The following is a 16,597-nucleotide window of genomic DNA, read 5'->3' on the forward strand; positions in this document are numbered from 1 at the left end:
CCTGCGGCTGCGCTGAGGTCGGGGCATGCGACTCCTGGTCCTCGGCGGCACGCACTTCCTCGGCCGGCACGTCGTCACCGCTGCGCTGGAGCACGGCCACGAGGTGGCCACGTTCACCCGCGGCGTCTCCGGGGCGCCCGCGGCCGGGGCCCAGATGCTGATCGGTGACCGCGACGACCCGGTCGCCCTGCCGACGGCGCTGGACGGCTGGGTGCCGGAGCTGGTCGTCGACACCTCCTGCCAGACCCGCGCGGCGGCGGAGCACGCGGCGGCCGCGCTCGCCGACGTCGCCGGCTACGCCTTCGTCAGCAGCCTGAACGCCTACCGGGGCTGGCCGCCCGGGCCGATCGCCGGTGAGCACGAGCCGACCTGGGACTCCGACGAGGACTCCTACGGGCCGGACAAGGCGCACGCCGAGCGGGTGCTGGGTGCGGCGCTGGGGGAGCGGTTCCTCACCGCGCGGGCCGGGCTGATCGTCGGGCCGCACGACCCGCTGTACCGGCTGGGCTGGTGGCTGGACCGGATCGCCACCGGCGGCCGGGTCGTCGTCCCGGCGGAGGGGTTGGACCAGCCCATCGCCCTGGTCGACGCCCGGGACCTGGCGGGCTGGCTGGTCGAGTCAGTCGAGCAGGGCCGGTCCGGTGCGGTGAACGCCACCGGCCCGGCCGGGATGACGACCTTCGGTGGGCTGCTGGACACCTGCCGGGACGTGACCGGCGGCGACGCGGAGTGGCTGCCGGTGCCCGAGGCGGGGCTGCTGGCGGCCGGCGTCCAGGAGTGGAGCCACCTCCCGCTGTGGCTGGCAGCGAGCACCGCCCGCACCGCCTGGGACGTCGACACGACGCGTGCCCGGGAGCTCGGCCTGCCCTCCCGTCCGGTGTGCGACTCGATCGCCGACACCTGGACCTGGATGCAGACCGGCGAACGTCCGGAGCCCCCGGCCGGCCGGCCACTGCCTGGCCTCCCTCTCGACCTGGAGCGGACCCTGCTGACTCGGGGTTGAGCCGCACCGGCTGTGGGTCGACCCGGGTGGCTCACTCCAGCCGGCGGAGCCGCACCACCTCGTCGGCGTCGTGGTGGTCGTGCTCGCCGGCCGGCCGAGCCTGGGCGCCGGCCAGGACGACGTCCCACTCCCGCAGGTCCAGGTCGGCGAGCACGTCGGCGGCGGTGGCGAAGCGGTCCGCGCCCCACACGGCGGCGCGCTGCTCGTCGTACCCGTGGCCGACCCACAACAGCGTGCCGCCCGGGGCGACGGCGGCGGCCAGCCGGGGCACCAGCGCGTGGCGCACCGCGGCCTCCGGGTGCAGGAAGTGTGCGGTGACCAGGTCGAACGCCGCAGCGGCCGGCTGCCAGGTGGCGACGTCGCCCTGCACCCACGTGACCTGGTCACCGAGCCCGGCGGCCGCCGCCTGGGTGGCACCCCGGTCCAGGGCCGTCTGCGACCAGTCCAGGCCGGTCACCTGCCAGCCGCGGGAGGCGAGCCACAGCGTGTCGCCGCCCTCGCCGCAGCCGACGTCCAGGGCTCGCCCCAGCGGCAGGTCGGCGGCCTGCGCGGCGAGGGTCGGGTTGACCCGGCCGCTCCAGAGGGCCTCCTGGGCGGCGTAGCGCTCCTCCCAGGAGGCGTGGTCGGAGCCGGTGTCGGTGAGCTGTTGCTGCTGGTGGTCGTGCACCGTTCCCCCTCAGATCCCGTGCCGGCGGTCGCCGAGCACCTGGTCGCACAGCTCCCGCTCGACGGCGGGTGAGAAGACCCGGCGTCCGGCCACGGCCCGGCGGGTGTCCTCCATGATCAGGTCGGCGTTGACCGCCGCACCGGCGGTCAGCCCGGCCGCGGCCGAGCTGATCACCTGGGCCTTGATGTCGGTGACGTTCCCGGCCGCCCACACCCCCGGGACGGCGGTCGCCCCGGTCGCGTCCACCGGCACCCCGCTGCCCATCACCAGCTCGCCCATCCGCTGCTCGACCACCTCGAGCCCGAGGGACTCCAGGACGCCGGCCCGCGCGGTGAACCGCGGGGCCACCACCAGGGCGTCGCGGGCGATCACCGTGCCGTCGGCCAGCCGGACCCCGGTGAGCCTCCCGTCGGCGGTCTCCAGGCCGACGACCTCGCCGACGACCACGCTGATGCCCCGCGCGGCGAGCTGCTCCCACTCCTCCTCGGTCGGCTGCGGGCCGGTGTGCAGGAAGAGGGTGAGGTCGGCGGTCCACTGCCGCCACATCAGCACCTGGTGCACGCCGAGGGGGCTGGTCGCCAGGACGCCGACCGCCTGGTCGCGCACCTCCCAGCCGTGGCAGTACGGGCAGTGCAGGACGTCGCTGCCCCACAGCTCGCGCACCCCCGGGACGTCGGGCAGCTCGTCGACCAGCCCGGTGGTCACCAGCAGCCGACGGGCGTGCACCGACCGCCCGTCGGCCAGCCGCACCTCGAAGCCGCCCTCGGCCGGGGCGGCGGAGGTGACGTCGCCGTCGGTGAACTCCCCGCCGTAGCCGGTCACCTCGCTGCGCCCGATCGCCAGCAGCTCGCGCGGCGGGATGCCCTCCCGCCCCAGGTAGTTGTGCGCGTGCGTGGCGGGGGCGTTGCGGGGCGCTCCGCCGTCCACCACCAGCACCGATCGGCGGGCCCGGCTGAGCGCCAGTGCACCGCTCAGGCCGGCGGCGCCACCGCCGACGACCACCACGTCGTACTCCGTCTCCACCGTGCGCTCCTCTGCTCGGACGGCGGGTCACCGGGATGGTGACCCGCCGGGTCCGACAGTGCGCCGGGAGAACGTCTCGCGGCAAGAATCGTTGCCGCTACGGCAAAGAGGTCAGGAGTGCAGGCGGCCCACCGGCACGCCGTCGGCGTCGACCGGCGCCACCTGGTTCGGGTGCGCGGTGCGTTGCGCCCGGGCTGCCCGCTCCTGCTCGGCCAGCTGCTCCGCCTCGGCGGCCAGCGCCTCGGCCGCCTCCGCCGCGCGCTCCCTGCGGTACTCGCGGAAGGACCAGACCACCGCCGCCGCCCAGGTCGCGTAGACGACCGCCAGGACGACGTACCGGACCGGGTCGCTGGCGCCGACCCAGTCGCTGCTGAGCAGGCTCGTCGCGTTGGTGGAGACGATCATGCCGCCGACCCCGGCGCCGAGCAGCCGCGGCGGGACGAAGCGGACCAGCCAGGCGGCCAGCGGCGCGGCGACCAGGCCGCCGGCCAGCAGGCCGAGCACCCAGAAGGCGTTGATCCCCTGGCTGCCGAGGGCGAAGAGGAAGCCCGCGCTCGCAGCGAGGGAGACCAGGAACTCCGAGGTGTCGATCGAGCCGATCGTCTTGCGCGGCTCCATCCGGCCGCTGGCCAGGATGGCCGGGGTGCTGACCGGGCCCCAGCCGCCACCGCCGGTGGCGTCGATGAAGCCGGCGGTCAGGCCGAGGGGGGCGAGGAACCGGGCGCGCATCGGCTTGCCCAGCTGGCGCTTGTCGATGCCGCGCAGGGTGAAGCGGGCCAGCAGGTAGAGGCCCAGGCCGAGCAGGATCAGTGACATCACCGGCCCGGCGACGGCGGTGGAGATGTTCGACAGCACGGTCGCCCCGGCGAAGGCGCCGATCGCGCCCGGGACACCGATCTTGGCGACGACCTTCCAGTCGACGTTGCCGAACTTCCAGTGCGAGAGACCCGAGGCGAGGTTGGTGCCGATCTCGGCCAGGTGCACCGTGGCCGAGGCGGCGGCCGGGTTGGTGCCGATGGCGAGCAGCAGCGTCGTGGAGGTGACGCCGTAGCCCATGCCCAGGCTGCCGTCGACGAGCTGGGCGCCGAGGCCCGCGAGGGCGAGCAGGATCAGGGTCTTCACGGGGGATGTGCTCCGGGTTCGAGGGTGCGGGCGCGCCGGGTGAGGGCGCAGCAGACCGCGTGAACGAGGGGCGCCGGACGGCGCGGGAGGTCAGCGGCCGAGACAGACGGCGGTGCTGACCCGGAGCAGGTCGACGTGCAGACGGCTCACCAGGAACGCACCGGGGAGGGCCGACGGGAGGCGGGTGGGGTGCCCACCGGTCGCCATCGCCGTCGTCGTCACGGCGACATTCCTACCATGTTGGTGGGGATTGTGCGGAAGGGGGCCGGGAGTGCCCGGTCACGTCCGCAGGACGTCGTTGCGCACCGTCGCCCAGGCGACTGCCGAGCCCAGCACCATCGCCGCCGCGCAGAGCACGAGGGCGAGGGAGTAGCCGGAGCTGAACGACGCCGGGTCGGTGTGGTCGTCGCCGGAGAGCCCGACCGCCACCGGCAGCGCCGCGACGGCGAGCAGGTTGGCCGCCCGGGCGACGGCGTTGTTCACCCCGCTGGCCACGCCGGCCAGGTGGTCGGGCGCGGCGCCGAGGACGGTCGCGGTCAACGGGGCCACCACCAGCGCCATGCCCAGCCCCAGGGCCAGTGAGCCGGGCAGCACGTCGACCCAGTAGGAGCTGCCGGACCCGACCCGGGTCAGCCACAGCAGGCCCCCGGCGGACACCAGCGGGCCGACCGTCATCGGCAGTCGCGGCCCGATCCGCTGGGCGAGGGCGCCGGCCCGCGCCGACAGCACCGTGATCACCAGGATCGTGGGCAGCAGCGCGGCGCCGGCCGCGGTGGCGTCGTAGCCGAGCACGGTCTGCAGCTGCAGGACGAGGAAGAACATGACCCCGCCCAGCGCCCCGTAGACGGCCAGGGTGCTCAGGTTGGCGCCGGTGAACTGCCGGTCGGCGAAGACGCCCAGCGGCAGCATCGGCTGCGCCGCCCGGCGCTCCCGGACGACGAACGCCGCCCCGGCCAGCACGCCGACCGCCGCGGCGACCACCACCTCCGGGCTCCCGGGGTCGCTGCCCGCGGAGATCAGCGCGTCGGTGACCCCGGCCAGTGCCAGCGCGCCGAGGACGGCGCCGAGCACGTCGAACCGCCCGGTGCGCTCGGGGTCCCGGCTCTCCGGCAGGTGCCGGACGGCGACCAGGACGACGACCACCGCGAACGGCACGTTGATCCCGAACACCCAGCGCCAGCCGATCGAGTCGACGAGGAACCCGGCCAGGAACGGGCCGACCAGCCCGGCCAGGCCGCCCAGCGCCGACCACAGGCCGATGGCCCGGGGGCGGTCCCGGTGCCGGAAGGAGGACTGGATGATCGCCAGGCTGCCGGGGGTCAGCAGGGCACCGCCGATGCCCTGCAGCACCCGGGCGGCGACGAGCTGACCGGTCGTCTGTGCCAGCCCGCAGGCCAGCGAGGCGATCGCGAACCAGACGACGCCGAGCACGAAGACCCGGCGGCGTCCGTACCGGTCGCCGAGCGCGCCACCGAGCAGGACGAGCGAGGCCAGCGCCAGCGTGTACCCGGTCACCGTCCACTGCAGCCCGGACAGGGAGGACCCGAGGTCGCGGCTGATCGAGGGGAGCGCGACGTTGACCGCGGTGGCGTCCAGCAGCGCCATGGCCGAGGCGAGCACGGTGGCCAGCAGCACCCAGCGGCCCGGGGCGGTGCCCAGCGCGACGGGCTCGCCGGCGTCCGGCGGTGACCCCCCGGCCGCCGCGGACGGGGACGCGGCCACGGGCTCATCCTGGTCGATCGACCGACCGTCCGGGGAGCAGGGGCCGTCGGTGTGGGCCGGCTCTCCTCCGAGGGCGTGCACCGCCGGGAACTGGACGGCCCGCAGCGACGACTGTGCAACCGTGCAGCAGCAGGAGTGGCCCCGGCGAGCAGGTCACCGCCGTCCCGGGTCGTGGGCGCAGCGGCTGTCCGCCGCCGTCCTGCTGGGCGCGCTGCTGGTGCTCGGGGTGCTCGTCGACGTGGGGACCGCCCGCCCGGCCGCCGCGCACGCCACGGTGGTGACGACGACGCCGGCCGACGGCGCCCGGCTGGACTTCGCGCCGGCCGAGGTGGTCATCGAGTTCGACGAGGCGGTCTCCCTGGGCGCCGGCTACGCCCGGGTCCTGGACGGCGACGGGGAGCGCGTCGACACCGGCGCCGCCGAGGTGCGGAACACCACCCTCACGGTGCCGCTGCGCGAGAACCTGCCCGATGCCGGCTACGTGGCCACCTACCGGGTCGTCTCGGCGGACTCCCACCCCATCTCCGGCGCCTTCTCCTTCGCGGTCGGGAACGGCGAGCTGGTGCCGGCCGGCTCCGTCGGCGAGGGGGACGGCGCGGACCCGGCCGTGGCCACGGCGCTCCCGGCCGCCCGGTGGCTGGGCTACCTGGGCCTGGCCCTCGGGCTCGGGGTGCCGCTGGTGCTGGCCACCTGCTGGCCGGGTGGCTGGGCGGTGCCGCGGCTGCGCCGGCTGGCCGGCGCCGGGCTGGCCGCCGTCGTCGTCGGCGGGCTGCTCTCGCTGCTGCTGCAGGGCCCCTACGCCGCCGGGAGCGGACTCGGTCAGCTGCTGGACCCGCAGCTGCTGGGCACCACGCTGGAGTCGACCTTCGGCCGCACGTTGCTGCTGCGGGTGGTGCTCGCCGGGGTGCTGGCCGCCGTCCTGCTGCGGGGCTGGCGGCGGGGGAGCGCGCCGGGCGCCGGCTGGCTGGTCGCCGCCGGGGTGCTCGGCACCGCACTGGTGCTCTCCGTCGCCGCGATCGGCCACCCGGTCGCCGGGCCGCTGCCCGTGCTGGCCGTGACCGTGGCCGCCGTGCACGTCGCGGCGATGAGCGTCTGGCTGGGCGGGCTGGTCGTGCTGCTGGCCGGCGCCCTCCGCGGGCCGACGCCGGCGGGGGAGCTGCTCGCCGCGCTGCCCCGCTGGTCGGGCCTGGCCGCCGGCTGCATCGGCGCCCTGGTCGTCACCGGGGTGCTGCAGTCGGTGCGAGAGGTCGGGTCGCTGTCGGCGCTGTTCGCCACCACGTACGGCTGGGTGCTGGTGGCCAAGGTCGGGCTCGTGCTGCTGGTGCTGGCCGCCGCCCTGGTGAGCCGGGACTGGGTGCAGCAGCGGGTGGGCACCCGCCGCCGCCCCTCGCGCCGGGTGGTCGCGCACGCGTTCGCCGCCGGGTCGGCCCCCACCGCCGAGGACCTCCCCGCCGAGGACCCCGCTGCCCCCGCGCCGCCGGCGACGATCGGCGTGCTGCGCCGGGCGGTGCTGCTCGAGTGCATCGGCGCTGCCGTCGTCCTGGCGCTGTCCGCGGTGCTGGTCGGCACCCCGCCGGCGAAGGCGGCCGTCGCCCAGCCGGTCGAGGTGACCCTGCCGCTCCAGTCGGCCGGCGGCACCGGTGACGCCGGCTCGGTGCAGGTCACCCTGGACCCGGCCACGCCCGGCCCGACCACGCTGCACGTCTACCTCTTCGACGCCGTCGGGCAGCTGACCCAGCCCCAGCAGATCGGGGTCGCCCTCACCGAGGTGGAGCAGCAGATCGGCCCGCTGGACGTCGAGCTCGCCCCGGCCGGGCCGGGGCACTACGTCGCCGACCCGACGCTGCCGACCACCGGCACCTGGACCTTGACGGTGACCGTCCGGCTGGACGAGTTCACCGCGGTCACCGCCAGCACCGTCTTCCCGGTGCGCTGAAACCCCTGCACGTCCTGAGATCCGAGGAGAACACGTTGTCCCTGTCCCTGCTCCGTCCCGTGCGCCGTCCGGCCGTCGTCCTGCTGGCCGCGCTGCTCGCCTGGGCCGGGCTGCTCGTCGCCGGCACCGGCGTCGCCTCCGCGCACGTCACCGTCTCCTCCGGTGACGCTGCTCCGGGTGGCTACGGCAAGCTCACCTTCCGGGTGCCGAACGAGAGCGACACCGCCAGCACGGTCGGGCTGCGGGTCCAGGTCCCCACCGACACCCCGCTGACCTCGCTCCGCGCGCAGCCGGTGCCCGGCTGGACCGTCTCGCTGACCGAGGCGCAGCTCCCCGAGCCGGTCGAGGTGCACGGCGAGCAGGTGGACCAGGCCGTCTCGGTCGTGGAGTTCCGGGCCGAGGACGGGCAGGGCATCGCCCCCGGCCAGTTCCAGGAGTTCGCCCTCTCCGGCGGGCCCTTCCCGGAGACCGACGAGCTGGTCTTCAACGCCGTGCAGATCTACAGCGACGGCACCGAGGCCGCGTGGATCGAGCCGACCGTCGACGGCCAGCCCGAGCCGCGGTACCCGGCGCCGGCGCTGTCCCTGGCCGCGGAGGACGCCGGGACCTCGACCGACACGGTCGCGACGTCGACCGACACGGCAGCGGACGAGGGCGGCAACGGCACGGCCGTCACCGCGCTGGTGGTCGCGGTGCTCGGGCTGCTCGCCGGGCTCGGTGGTCTCTTCCTCGGTCTGACCGCGCGCCGACGTACCGTGGCTCCGTGAGCGCTGTGACCCACCCGGCCCGTACCGGGCTGACTGCCCTGACCCTAGCGACCGGGCTGCTGCTGGCCGGCTGCGGCGGGGACGCCGACGCCGACGCCAGTGCCGAGGCCACCGGCCACGACCACGGATCGGCGGAGGCCCCGGCCACGCTCGAGGGCGGTGTCCGGGAGGGCGGCATCCAGCTGGCCGACCCGTACCAGAAGCCGGACTTCACGCTCACCGACACCTCCGGTGCGCCGTTCGACTTCGCCGAGCAGACCGCGGCGGGGCCGACCCTGCTGTTCTTCGGCTTCACCAACTGCCCCGACATCTGCCCGACCACCATGGCCGACGTCATGCTGGCGCTCGGTGAGGTCGACCCGGCGGTGGCCGAGCAGACGTCGGTGGTGTTCGTGACCACCGACCCGGCGCGGGACACCCCCGAGGTCCTGCGGGAGTACCTGGACCGGTTCGACGCCGGCCTGCCGTACGACTTCATCGGCCTCACCGGTGACCAGGAGCAGATCGACCAGGCGCAGCTGGCCGCCGGCATCCCGGTGGCGCAGAACGGTGGCGAGAGCCACTCCGCGCTGCTGCTGCTCTACGGCACCGACGGGGAGGCCGACGTCGCCTTCGACTCGGCCAACACCCCTCGCGACATCGCCCTCGAGCTGGCTGCCACCGCCGGGTGAGCCCGGGCGGCGTGCGTCCGGAGGCGGGGCGGGTCCTCGTGGTCCTGCTCGGGGTGCTGGCGGTCCTCGCCCTCGCCGCGCCGGCGTCGGCGCACGTCGGCGGCGGCGCGGCGGGCAGCGACTTCTCCGCCGCCGTCCGGGCGGTCTCCCCGCAGTTGCCGGGGGTGACCGTCCGGGTGCTGCAGTTCGGCGACGAGCTCGAGGTGGTCAACGAGACCGACACCGAGCTGACCGTGCCGGGGTACTCCGGCGAGCCCTACCTGCGGGTCGGGCCGGACGGCGTCTGGCGCAACGCCGCCAGCCCGGCCACCTACCTGAACCTGGACCGGTACGGGCGGGTGCCGATGCCCGACGGCGTCGACATCACCGCGGCGCCCCGCTGGGAGCAGGTGTCCACCCAGTCGCAGTACGTGTGGCACGACCACCGGACCCACTGGATGACCGAGGACCAGCTGCCCCCGGTGGTCGCGGCAGATCCGTCCCGGCCGCACACGGTGATCGAGTGGACCGTGCCGATGGCCCACGGCGGGACCGACGTCCTCGTCGAGGGGGTGCTCACCTGGACCCCGCCGCCACCGGGCTGGTTGGTCTGGCCCGGCCACCTGCTGCTGCTGGCCGGCACGGTGGCCGCCGGCTGGCTCGCCCGGGGTCCTCGGCCGCTGGCCGCGGTGCTCGTGCTGGGGGCGCTGGCGTCGCTGTACCACGCGCTGGCCACCCCCGAGCCGCCGAGCAGCGTCTCCTCGCACGCCGGTGCGATCGTCTCGGCCCTGCTCCCGGCGCTGCTGGTGCTGCTGGTGGCGGCGATCGGCGTGCGGGCGGCCGGGCGCGGTCGCGGCGTGCTCGCCGGCCTGATGGCCGTGGTGGCCGGTTGGCTGCTGCTGGTGCAGGGCCTGCCCGACGTCGACGTGCTCTGGACGGCGAACGCGCTGACCGCGGGGCCGCAGCCGCTGGCCCGGATCGCGGTCGCGGTGCTCGTCGCCGGCGGGCTGGGGCTGCTCCTCGGCGGGGTCGGTGCTGTCCGCCGCTTCCGGGACGACGCACCGACGGACGACGCACCGACGGACGGCGCACCGACGGGCGCGGCACCGACGGGCGGGGCGACCCCGGGTGTGCCCGGCCCCGATGCCCCGGTCGGCGAACCCGCCCTGAGGTGACCCGTCGACGTGTCGAGACGTCGACTCGGCGCCGAGTCGACTCGGCGACGGGTTGTCACCAGTCACTTCCGCACCGTCGCGAGGAAGTCACGCGGCGTGTCCTGGCGAACACGCCGGGCAGCGAATTACAACAGTGTCACTAGATGTTTCGATGTCTGCCAGACCGATCCGGAGCCGTAGGAGGACGCCGGGGGTTCCAGGAGAGGCAGGCGCATGGGTTCGAGGCACGCCGGCGCGACCGTCCGCCCCCGCGGACGTCGGGTCGCACCGTCCTCGGGCGCTCAGCCCTCGGTCTCCCCGTTGTCTGGCGCGGAGCCCTCGGTCTTCCCGTCGTCCGGCTCCCCGTCGTCTGGCTCGTGGCCGGCCGCTCTCCCGGCTGCCCCGGCGGCGGTCGCCCGCCGGCGTCCGGCCGCGCTGCTGGCGGCGCTCGTCGTGGGGGCCACGGTCGCCCTGATCGGCACCCAGACGCTGCCCGCCGCCGATGCCCGGGAGTCGGTCGAGGTGGCCGAGCTGCTCGGCTCGGACGCCGAGGGGCTGCTGGAGACCGAGCTGACGCCGCAGCTGGCGATCACCGAGGTCGAGGCGCGCGCCCGGCTGGAGGAGGTCGCCGCCTCGCGGGCCGAGCGGGCCGACCGGGTGGCGAAGGAGCAGGCCGCCGCAGCCGAGGCCGCCGAGGCGGCGGCGGAGGCAGCTCGGCCCAAGGCATCGCCGCCGGTGAAGGGCGCCCGGCTGACCAGCTGCTTCTGCCCGCGCTGGGGGACGATGCACTGGGGGATCGACCTGGCGGCGCCGATGCTCACCCCGGAGTACGCGGTCGAGGACGGCGTCGTCCTGCGGGCCGGTGCGGCCAGCGGCTACGGCCTGGTCGTCTACATCCTGGGCGTCAGCGGTGACGTGACCGTCTACGGGCACATGGAGAAGATCCAGGTCGAAGCCGGTGACGTGGTCAGCGCCGGCCAGCAGATCGCCCTGCTGGGCAGCCGCGGCCAGTCGACCGGCCCGCACCTGCACTTCGAGGTCCACCAGGGTGGGCTGGACGGCAAGCGCGTCGACCCGGTGGTCTGGCTGCGCGCCCGCGGCGTCGAGCTGTAGCGCCCGCGGCGTCGAGCTGTAGCGCCCGCGGCGTCGAGCTGTAGCGCCCGCTCAGACCTGGCGATGCCAGGCGGTGACCAGGGTGGGCAGCACGATCCCGATGTGGAACGGCAGCAGGATCGCGCCGAGGAGGATGTTCGTGCCCGGCGCCGGCCAGTCGGCGACCAGCCAGACGGCGACGGCGGCGAGCTCCAGGGTCAGCAGGGCGAAGCCGATCCGGTAGGCACGTGCGTAGGCCTCGCCGCGCAGCTGCCACTGACGCTCGTCCAGTGCGTGAGCCGGCAGTTCCTCCACCCCGCGGGTGCTGCCCTTGAGGGCGCCCAGGCACAGGGTGAACGCGACCAGCAGGACCGCCATGCCGACGGCGAAGGGCACGGGCGCCCGCTCGGCGATGAGGAAGAGACCCGCCTCCACGACCAGCAGCCCGCACATCGCCACCACCAGCCGGCGTCGGACGCGTGGGGTGCGGGTGGACTCGAAGCGCGGGTCGTCGAGACGGGCGGCGCGCCGCTGGGTGCGGGTGGGGCTGCTCATGAGGACTCCTGGGTGCCGTAGACCTGCTCGGACAGGGTGCGGAACGGGGTGAGGGAGAAGACCGCCTCCATCGGGAGGCCGAAGACGGCGGCCAGCCGCAGCGCGAGGGTGGCGCTGGGGCTGTACTCGCCGCGTTCGAGGTAGCCGATCGTCTGGTAGTGCACGCCGACGGCGTCGGCCAGCTCCTGGCGGGACATGCCGCGCTCGGTGCGCAGCAGGGTGAGCCGGTTGTACAGCTGTGGCTCCTCGGAGCGCTTACGCGGCGGCATGTAGCAAAGTTACTACGTCTGATCGCTGACGCGCTATCCCGGGAGGGGAGGGTCTTTCAGGAAGCGGTAGCCCATGCCGGGCTCGGTGTGCAGGTACCGCGGGTGCGCCGGGTCGGGTTCGAGCTTGCGGCGCAGCTGGGCCAGGTAGACCCGCAGGTAGTTGGTCTCCCGTTCGTACGCCGGGCCCCACACCGACTGCAGCAGCTCGCGCTGGCCGACCAGCCGGCCGGGGTTGCGCACCAGCTCCGACAGCAGCGCCCACTCGGTGGGGGTCAGCCGCACCGCGACGCCGTCCACCGTCACCTGCTTGGCGGCGAGGTCGACGGTGAAGTGGTCGGTGACCACCTGCGCCTGCCCGGGGTCGGCGGTGCCCCGGCGGAGGGCGGCGCGCAGCCGGGCGAGCAGTTCGGCCATGTCGAAGGGCTTGGTCACGTAGTCGTCGGCGCCGGCGTCCAGGGCGCCGACCTTGTCCGAGCTGTCGCCGCGGGCCGAGAGCACCACGATCGGGCCGGTGAACCACGGGCGCAGCCCGGCGAGCACCTCGGTGCCGTCGAGGTCGGGGAGCCCCAGGTCCAGCACGACGAGGTCGGGGTGGGCGGCCGCCGCCTCGGCGAGCGCGGTGCGCCCGTCCTCGGCGGTGACCACGTCGAAGCCGGCGGCGCGCAGGGTGATCCGCAGGGCACGGCGCAGCTGCGGGTCGTCGTCGACGACGAGCACCCGGCTCACGCCTCGGCCGCCGTCAGTCGGGTCCCGGGCGCGTGGTCGACGGGGGCGGCCGGCAGTGACACCAGCATGGTCAGCCCGCCACCCGGGGTCTCCTCAGCGGTGAGGGTGCCGCCCATCGCCTCGGTCAGGCCGCGGGCGACGGCCAGGCCCAGGCCGACGCCCTGCCCGGCGGGGGAGTCGCCCAGCCGCTGGAACGGCGCGAACATCCGGTCCCGGTCCCGCGCCGGCACGCCGGGGCCACGGTCGACCACGCGCACCTCGACCCGGCCGTCGACGCGGGAGACGTCGACCTGCAGGCCGCCGGGCGCGTGGCCGGCGGCGTTCAGCAGCAGGTTGGCCACCACTCGCTCCAGGAGCCCGGGGTCGGCCAGCGCCGGCGGCACGTCGGTGGCGTCGGGGCGGGTCACCCGCCGCCGCTGGGTGGGGTCCAGCCAGGTGAGCGCCCGGCCGACCACCGCGGCGACGTCGACCGGGTCCGCGGCCGGGGTGACCACACCGGCCTGCAGCCGGCTCATGTCCAGCAGGTTGTCGACCAGGCCGGTGAGCCGGTCGGCCGACTCGTCGACGGTGGCGACCAGCTCGGCGCGGTCCTCCTCGCTCAGCGCGAGCTCCTCGGTGCGCAGCGCGGACGCGGCGGCCTTGATCCCGGCCAGCGGGGTGCGTAGGTCGTGGCTCACCGCGGCGAGCAGGGCGTTGCGCATGCTGTTGCCCGCGGCGAGCCGGGAGGCCTCCGCGGCCTGGGCGGCGAGCCGGCCCTGCTGCAGGGCGACGGCGGCCTGCTCGGCGACGGAGACCAGCACCTTCCGGTCACCGGCCGGCAGCGCGCGCCCGCACAGCCGCAGGGTGAGGGTGTCGGTGACCGCGACGTCGTCGACTTGGTCGTCAGCGCCGGGTTCGCCGCAGGTGCCGACGGTGTGCTCGCGACCCTCGGCGTGCTCCACCATCGTGACCGCGCGCAGGCCGAACGCCTCTCGGATCTGCTCCAGCAGGCTGGGCAGGGCCCGGTCGCCGGCGAGCACCGAGCGGGACAGCGAGGCGAGCATGGCCGTCTCGGCGCGGGAGCGGGCCGCTGCGGTGGCCCGGCGGGCGGACCGGTCGACGACGGCGGCCACCGCCACGGCCACGACCACCCCGCCGAACAGCGAGACGACGTCGTCGACCTGGCTGACCGTGAGCCGGCCGGTGGGGGCGGTGAAGAACCAGTTGGCGACCAGCCCGCCGGCGACGGCGGCGGCCAGTGCGGGCCCCAGCCCACCGACGATCGCCACCGCCGTGACGAGCAGGACGAAGGCCAGCAGCACGCTGGCCAGCGACAGCGCCGCCTGCGCGGCGATGCAGCCCAGCGCCAGGACCGGCACGCCGACCACCGCGAGCAGCCAGCCCAGCCAGCGGCGCCGCGCGGTCAGGGCGCCGTGGCTGCGGGGCAGCCGCCAGCCCTGCGATCCGGCGGCGGAGTGGGTGACGATGTGCACGTCGATCTCGCCGGAGCCGGCGATCACCCGCCCGCCGATGCCGCCGCGCAGCGCCCGTGCCCACCGGGTGCGGCGGCTGGTGCCGATGACCAGCTGGGTGGCGTCGACGCCGCGGGCGAACTCCAGCAGCGCGTCGGCGACGTCGTCCCCGACCACCTGGTGGTAGCTGCCGCCCAGGCTCTCCACCAGGACCCGCTGGGCGCGCAGCGCGCCGGAGGAGGCGCCGGCCAGGCCGTCGCCGGAGAGCACGTGCACGGCGAGCAGCACGCCGTTGCCGCTGCGCCGGGCCACCCGGGAGGCACGGCGGATCAGCGTCTCGCCCTCTGGGCCGCCGGTGAGGGTGACGACCACCCGCTCGCGGGCCTCCCAGACGTGGTCGATGGCGTGGTCGTGCTTGTACGTGCGCAGCCCCTCGTCGACCCGGTCGGCGAGCCACAGCAGCGCCAGCTCCCGCAGCGCGGTCAGGTTGCCGACCCGGAACCAGTGGCCCATGGCGGCGTCGACCCGCTCGGCGGGGTAGACGTTGCCGTGCGCCAGGCGGCGGCGCAGTGCCTCGGGGCTCATGTCGACCAGCTCGATCTGGTCGGCCCGGCGGACCGCCGCGTCGGGCACGGTCTCCTGCTGCGGGACGCCGGTGATCTGCTCGACCACGTCGTTGAGGCTCTCCAGGTGCTGCACGTTGACTGTGGTGAGCACGCTGATGCCGGCGTCCAGCACCTGCTCGACGTCCTGCCAGCGCTTCTCGTGCCGGCTGCCGGGCACGTTGGTGTGCGCCAGCTCGTCGATGACGACGACGTCCGGGCGGCGGGCGAGGACGGCGTCGACGTCCAGCTCGTCGAGGGTGACGCCGCGGTGGGTGACCTGGGCGCGGGGGAGCACCTCCAGCCCGTCGAGGGCGGAGGCGGTGCGCGGCCGGCCGTGCGTCTCGACCAGGCCGACGACGACGTCGCAGCCCCGCTCGCGGCGCCGGTGGGCCTCGCCGAGCACGGCGAAGGTCTTCCCGACGCCGGGGGCGGCGCCCAGGTAGATGCGCAGCGTGCCGCGGGCCATGCCGCCATGATCACCCCGGGTACCGACAGTCCGGTGCCGCCGCGCGTCAGGATCCCGTCAAGACCACCCCTGCCGGGTGACCCGGGGTCGGCCGGCTCAGCTGGCCTGGCGGTGCGGCCGGCAGGCCAGGGACCCGTGCCGCAGCCGGCGGCGGGCCAGCAGCGCCCCGACCAGGACGGCGACCGCGGCGGCCGGCACCCAGGCGGCGTCGTCGGCGACCTGCTGCCCGAGCTCCCGGGACAGCAGGACGACGGTGGTCGCCCACGCGGTGCTGCTGGCGACGACGACCGGCGCCAGCAGCCGCAGCGGCACCCCGCCGCCGCCGGCGACGCGGGGCGTCAGCGTCCGGGTGACCGCGGCCCAGTGGGCGGCGGCGAGCACCAGCGCCGTGTGCCCGGGCGACGTGCTGGTCAGCCACGCCTCCGCCTGCCGCACCGCGGGTTCGACCCGGGTCCGCAATCGGCCCTGCGGTGGGCCGGTCGTCCGGCGGTGGTGGCCGCGCAGCCAGCCGTGCACCGCCCCACCGCCGCTTGCGGTCGCGGCGACGGCGATGGGCAGCGCCGGGTGCGTGCCGGTGGTCGCCGACCACAGCCCCAGGACGACGAGCGTGGTCGACCCGGGCAGCAGCACCCCGGCGATCACCCCGCTCTCCAGGGCCAGGACCAGCGCGGCGACCCCGAGCACCAGCACCGCCGGCCACCCGCCGACCTGGTCGAGCGCGGTGGTCACCACGGACGTGCCCGCACCGTCGTCCGCATCTGCTGCCCCCCTGGTCGCCGTCGTCCCGACGGTGGTCGGTGCCGCTGGCGATCGGCTGGGCTCAGCCTGTCGGGAACCGGTGCCCCGGCACATCAGGGATCCCCCTGATCCCTTGACCACGGGGCCCGGCGACGCCACGGTCGACCCTCAGGAGGAGACGCCGTGAGCAGCAGGTCAGGACCGGTCCGATGAGCCGCGCGAGCGAGGACTCCAACCGGCGGATGCTGCGCGCCCGGGACGCGATGGACCGCTCCTACGCCGAGCCGCTCGACGTCCCGGCGCTGGCCCGGATCGCCTTCGTGTCGGAGGCGCACTTCATCCGCACCTTCCGGGCCACGTTCGGCGAGACGCCGCACCGGTACCTGCAGCGGCGTCGGGTGGAGCGGGCGATGTGGCTGCTGCGCAGCACGGACCGGTCGGTGACCGAGATCTGCATGGCCGTGGGCTTCAGCAGCCTCGGCACGTTCAGCCGGGTCTTCGCCGAGATCGTGGGGGAGCCGCCGAGCGTCTACCGCCGCCGTGGGCCGCTGGCGCCGGTGCCGTCCTGCTTCGGCATGCGCTGGTTGCGGCCGAGCACGGACAGCGCAGTTTCGGAGAAGCCCGGGGACGACGCTCGCCCCTAGCGTCCTG

The 16,597-nt window shown here is 75.6% G+C and carries 17 protein-coding genes; 7 read left to right on the top strand and 10 right to left on the bottom strand.

Annotated elements, in window-relative coordinates:
* The first annotated feature begins 25 nt into the window (after positions 1-25).
* A complete protein-coding gene (locus tag O2V61_RS04810; RefSeq protein ID WP_269182184.1) occupies positions 26-1,003 on the top strand; it encodes an NAD-dependent epimerase/dehydratase family protein in 978 nt (325 codons plus the stop codon).
* 31 nt (positions 1,004-1,034) lie between these two features.
* Here O2V61_RS04810 and O2V61_RS04815 read toward each other — a convergent pair whose 3' ends face one another.
* From O2V61_RS04815 to O2V61_RS04835, 5 genes are all read right to left on the bottom strand, one after another.
* Entirely contained in the window at positions 1,035-1,670 is a 636-nt protein-coding gene (locus tag O2V61_RS04815) for a class I SAM-dependent methyltransferase (protein WP_269182185.1), read from the bottom strand.
* Between the two features lie 9 nt (positions 1,671-1,679).
* Positions 1,680-2,693 (bottom strand): NAD(P)/FAD-dependent oxidoreductase, encoded by a 1,014-nt coding sequence (locus tag O2V61_RS04820; protein WP_269182186.1) that lies wholly within the window; start codon positions 2,691-2,693, stop codon positions 1,680-1,682.
* Positions 2,694-2,804: 111 nt separating this feature from the next.
* Positions 2,805-3,815 carry a sulfite exporter TauE/SafE family protein gene (locus O2V61_RS04825; protein WP_269182187.1) on the bottom strand — a complete coding sequence of 337 codons (1,011 nt, stop codon included), beginning with the start codon at positions 3,813-3,815 and terminating at the stop codon, positions 2,805-2,807.
* Between the two features lie 90 nt (positions 3,816-3,905).
* Positions 3,906-4,037 carry a putative leader peptide gene (locus tag O2V61_RS04830; RefSeq protein WP_269171151.1) on the bottom strand — a complete coding sequence of 44 codons (132 nt, stop codon included), beginning with the start codon at positions 4,035-4,037 and terminating at the stop codon, positions 3,906-3,908.
* A 57-nt stretch (positions 4,038-4,094) separates the two neighbouring features.
* Positions 4,095-5,537 (bottom strand): MFS transporter, encoded by a 1,443-nt coding sequence (locus tag O2V61_RS04835; protein WP_269182188.1) that lies wholly within the window; start codon positions 5,535-5,537, stop codon positions 4,095-4,097.
* Positions 5,538-5,658: 121 nt separating this feature from the next.
* Here O2V61_RS04835 and O2V61_RS04840 point away from each other — a divergent pair, with 121 nt between their 5' ends.
* The 5 genes from O2V61_RS04840 to O2V61_RS04860 all read left to right on the top strand — a co-directional run bounded on the left by O2V61_RS04840 (position 5,659) and on the right by O2V61_RS04860 (position 11,157).
* Positions 5,659-7,473 (top strand): copper resistance CopC/CopD family protein, encoded by a 1,815-nt coding sequence (locus O2V61_RS04840; RefSeq protein ID WP_269182189.1) that lies wholly within the window; start codon positions 5,659-5,661, stop codon positions 7,471-7,473.
* Positions 7,474-7,508: 35 nt separating this feature from the next.
* Positions 7,509-8,240 carry a YcnI family copper-binding membrane protein gene (locus O2V61_RS04845; protein ID WP_269182190.1) on the top strand — a complete coding sequence of 244 codons (732 nt, stop codon included), beginning with the start codon at positions 7,509-7,511 and terminating at the stop codon, positions 8,238-8,240.
* Positions 8,237-8,911, top strand: coding sequence for an SCO family protein (locus O2V61_RS04850; protein ID WP_269182191.1), 675 nt, complete (start codon positions 8,237-8,239; stop codon positions 8,909-8,911). The genes O2V61_RS04845 and O2V61_RS04850 overlap by 4 nt, the downstream gene beginning before the upstream one ends.
* Before the next feature lie 11 nt (positions 8,912-8,922).
* Positions 8,923-10,065 (top strand): hypothetical protein, encoded by a 1,143-nt coding sequence (locus tag O2V61_RS04855; RefSeq protein ID WP_269182192.1) that lies wholly within the window; start codon positions 8,923-8,925, stop codon positions 10,063-10,065.
* A gap of 300 nt (positions 10,066-10,365) precedes the next feature.
* Positions 10,366-11,157, top strand: a complete 792-nt coding sequence (locus tag O2V61_RS04860; protein ID WP_269182193.1) for a M23 family metallopeptidase — start codon at positions 10,366-10,368, stop codon at positions 11,155-11,157.
* Between the two features lie 51 nt (positions 11,158-11,208).
* Here O2V61_RS04860 and O2V61_RS04865 read toward each other — a convergent pair whose 3' ends face one another.
* The 5 genes from O2V61_RS04865 to O2V61_RS04885 form a co-directional block, all read right to left on the bottom strand.
* Positions 11,209-11,691, bottom strand: a complete 483-nt coding sequence (locus O2V61_RS04865; protein ID WP_269182194.1) for a hypothetical protein — start codon at positions 11,689-11,691, stop codon at positions 11,209-11,211.
* Complete coding sequence (locus O2V61_RS04870; RefSeq protein ID WP_269182195.1) at positions 11,688-11,960, bottom strand: helix-turn-helix transcriptional regulator; 273 nt, start codon at positions 11,958-11,960, stop codon at positions 11,688-11,690. Before O2V61_RS04870 ends, O2V61_RS04865 begins: the two co-directional genes overlap by 4 nt.
* A gap of 33 nt (positions 11,961-11,993) precedes the next feature.
* Positions 11,994-12,686, bottom strand: a complete 693-nt coding sequence (locus O2V61_RS04875) for a response regulator (protein ID WP_269182196.1) — start codon at positions 12,684-12,686, stop codon at positions 11,994-11,996.
* The gene (locus tag O2V61_RS04880; RefSeq protein WP_269182197.1) at positions 12,683-15,208 is read right to left on the bottom strand and encodes an ATP-binding protein; all 2,526 of its coding nucleotides are present in this window, start codon (positions 15,206-15,208) and stop codon (positions 12,683-12,685) included. Before O2V61_RS04880 ends, O2V61_RS04875 begins: the two co-directional genes overlap by 4 nt.
* 96 nt (positions 15,209-15,304) lie before the next feature.
* A complete protein-coding gene (locus O2V61_RS04885) occupies positions 15,305-15,937 on the bottom strand; it encodes a DedA family protein (RefSeq protein ID WP_269182198.1) in 633 nt (210 codons plus the stop codon).
* Positions 15,938-16,155: 218 nt separating this feature from the next.
* Between O2V61_RS04885 and O2V61_RS04890 the strand changes: the two genes are divergently transcribed.
* Entirely contained in the window at positions 16,156-16,590 is a 435-nt protein-coding gene (locus O2V61_RS04890; RefSeq protein ID WP_269182199.1) for a helix-turn-helix domain-containing protein, read from the top strand.
* The last annotated feature ends 7 nt before the right edge of the window (positions 16,591-16,597 follow it).

It is taken from the genome of Modestobacter sp. VKM Ac-2985 (genome assembly GCF_026967925.1).
Taxonomy (GTDB): domain Bacteria; phylum Actinomycetota; class Actinomycetes; order Mycobacteriales; family Geodermatophilaceae; genus Modestobacter.

Excerpts from the sequence above, each read along its gene's own strand:
- O2V61_RS04890 (WP_269182199.1), top strand. The coding sequence starts at position 16,156 with ATGAGCCGCGCGAGCGAGGACTCCAACCGGCGGATGCTGCGCGCCCGG.
- O2V61_RS04880 (WP_269182197.1), bottom strand. The coding sequence starts at position 15,208 with ATGGCCCGCGGCACGCTGCGCATCTACCTGGGCGCCGCCCCCGGCGTC.
- O2V61_RS04865 (WP_269182194.1), bottom strand. The coding sequence starts at position 11,691 with ATGAGCAGCCCCACCCGCACCCAGCGGCGCGCCGCCCGTCTCGACGAC.
- O2V61_RS04870 (WP_269182195.1), bottom strand. The coding sequence starts at position 11,960 with ATGCCGCCGCGTAAGCGCTCCGAGGAGCCACAGCTGTACAACCGGCTC.
- O2V61_RS04810 (WP_269182184.1), top strand. The coding sequence starts at position 26 with ATGCGACTCCTGGTCCTCGGCGGCACGCACTTCCTCGGCCGGCACGTC.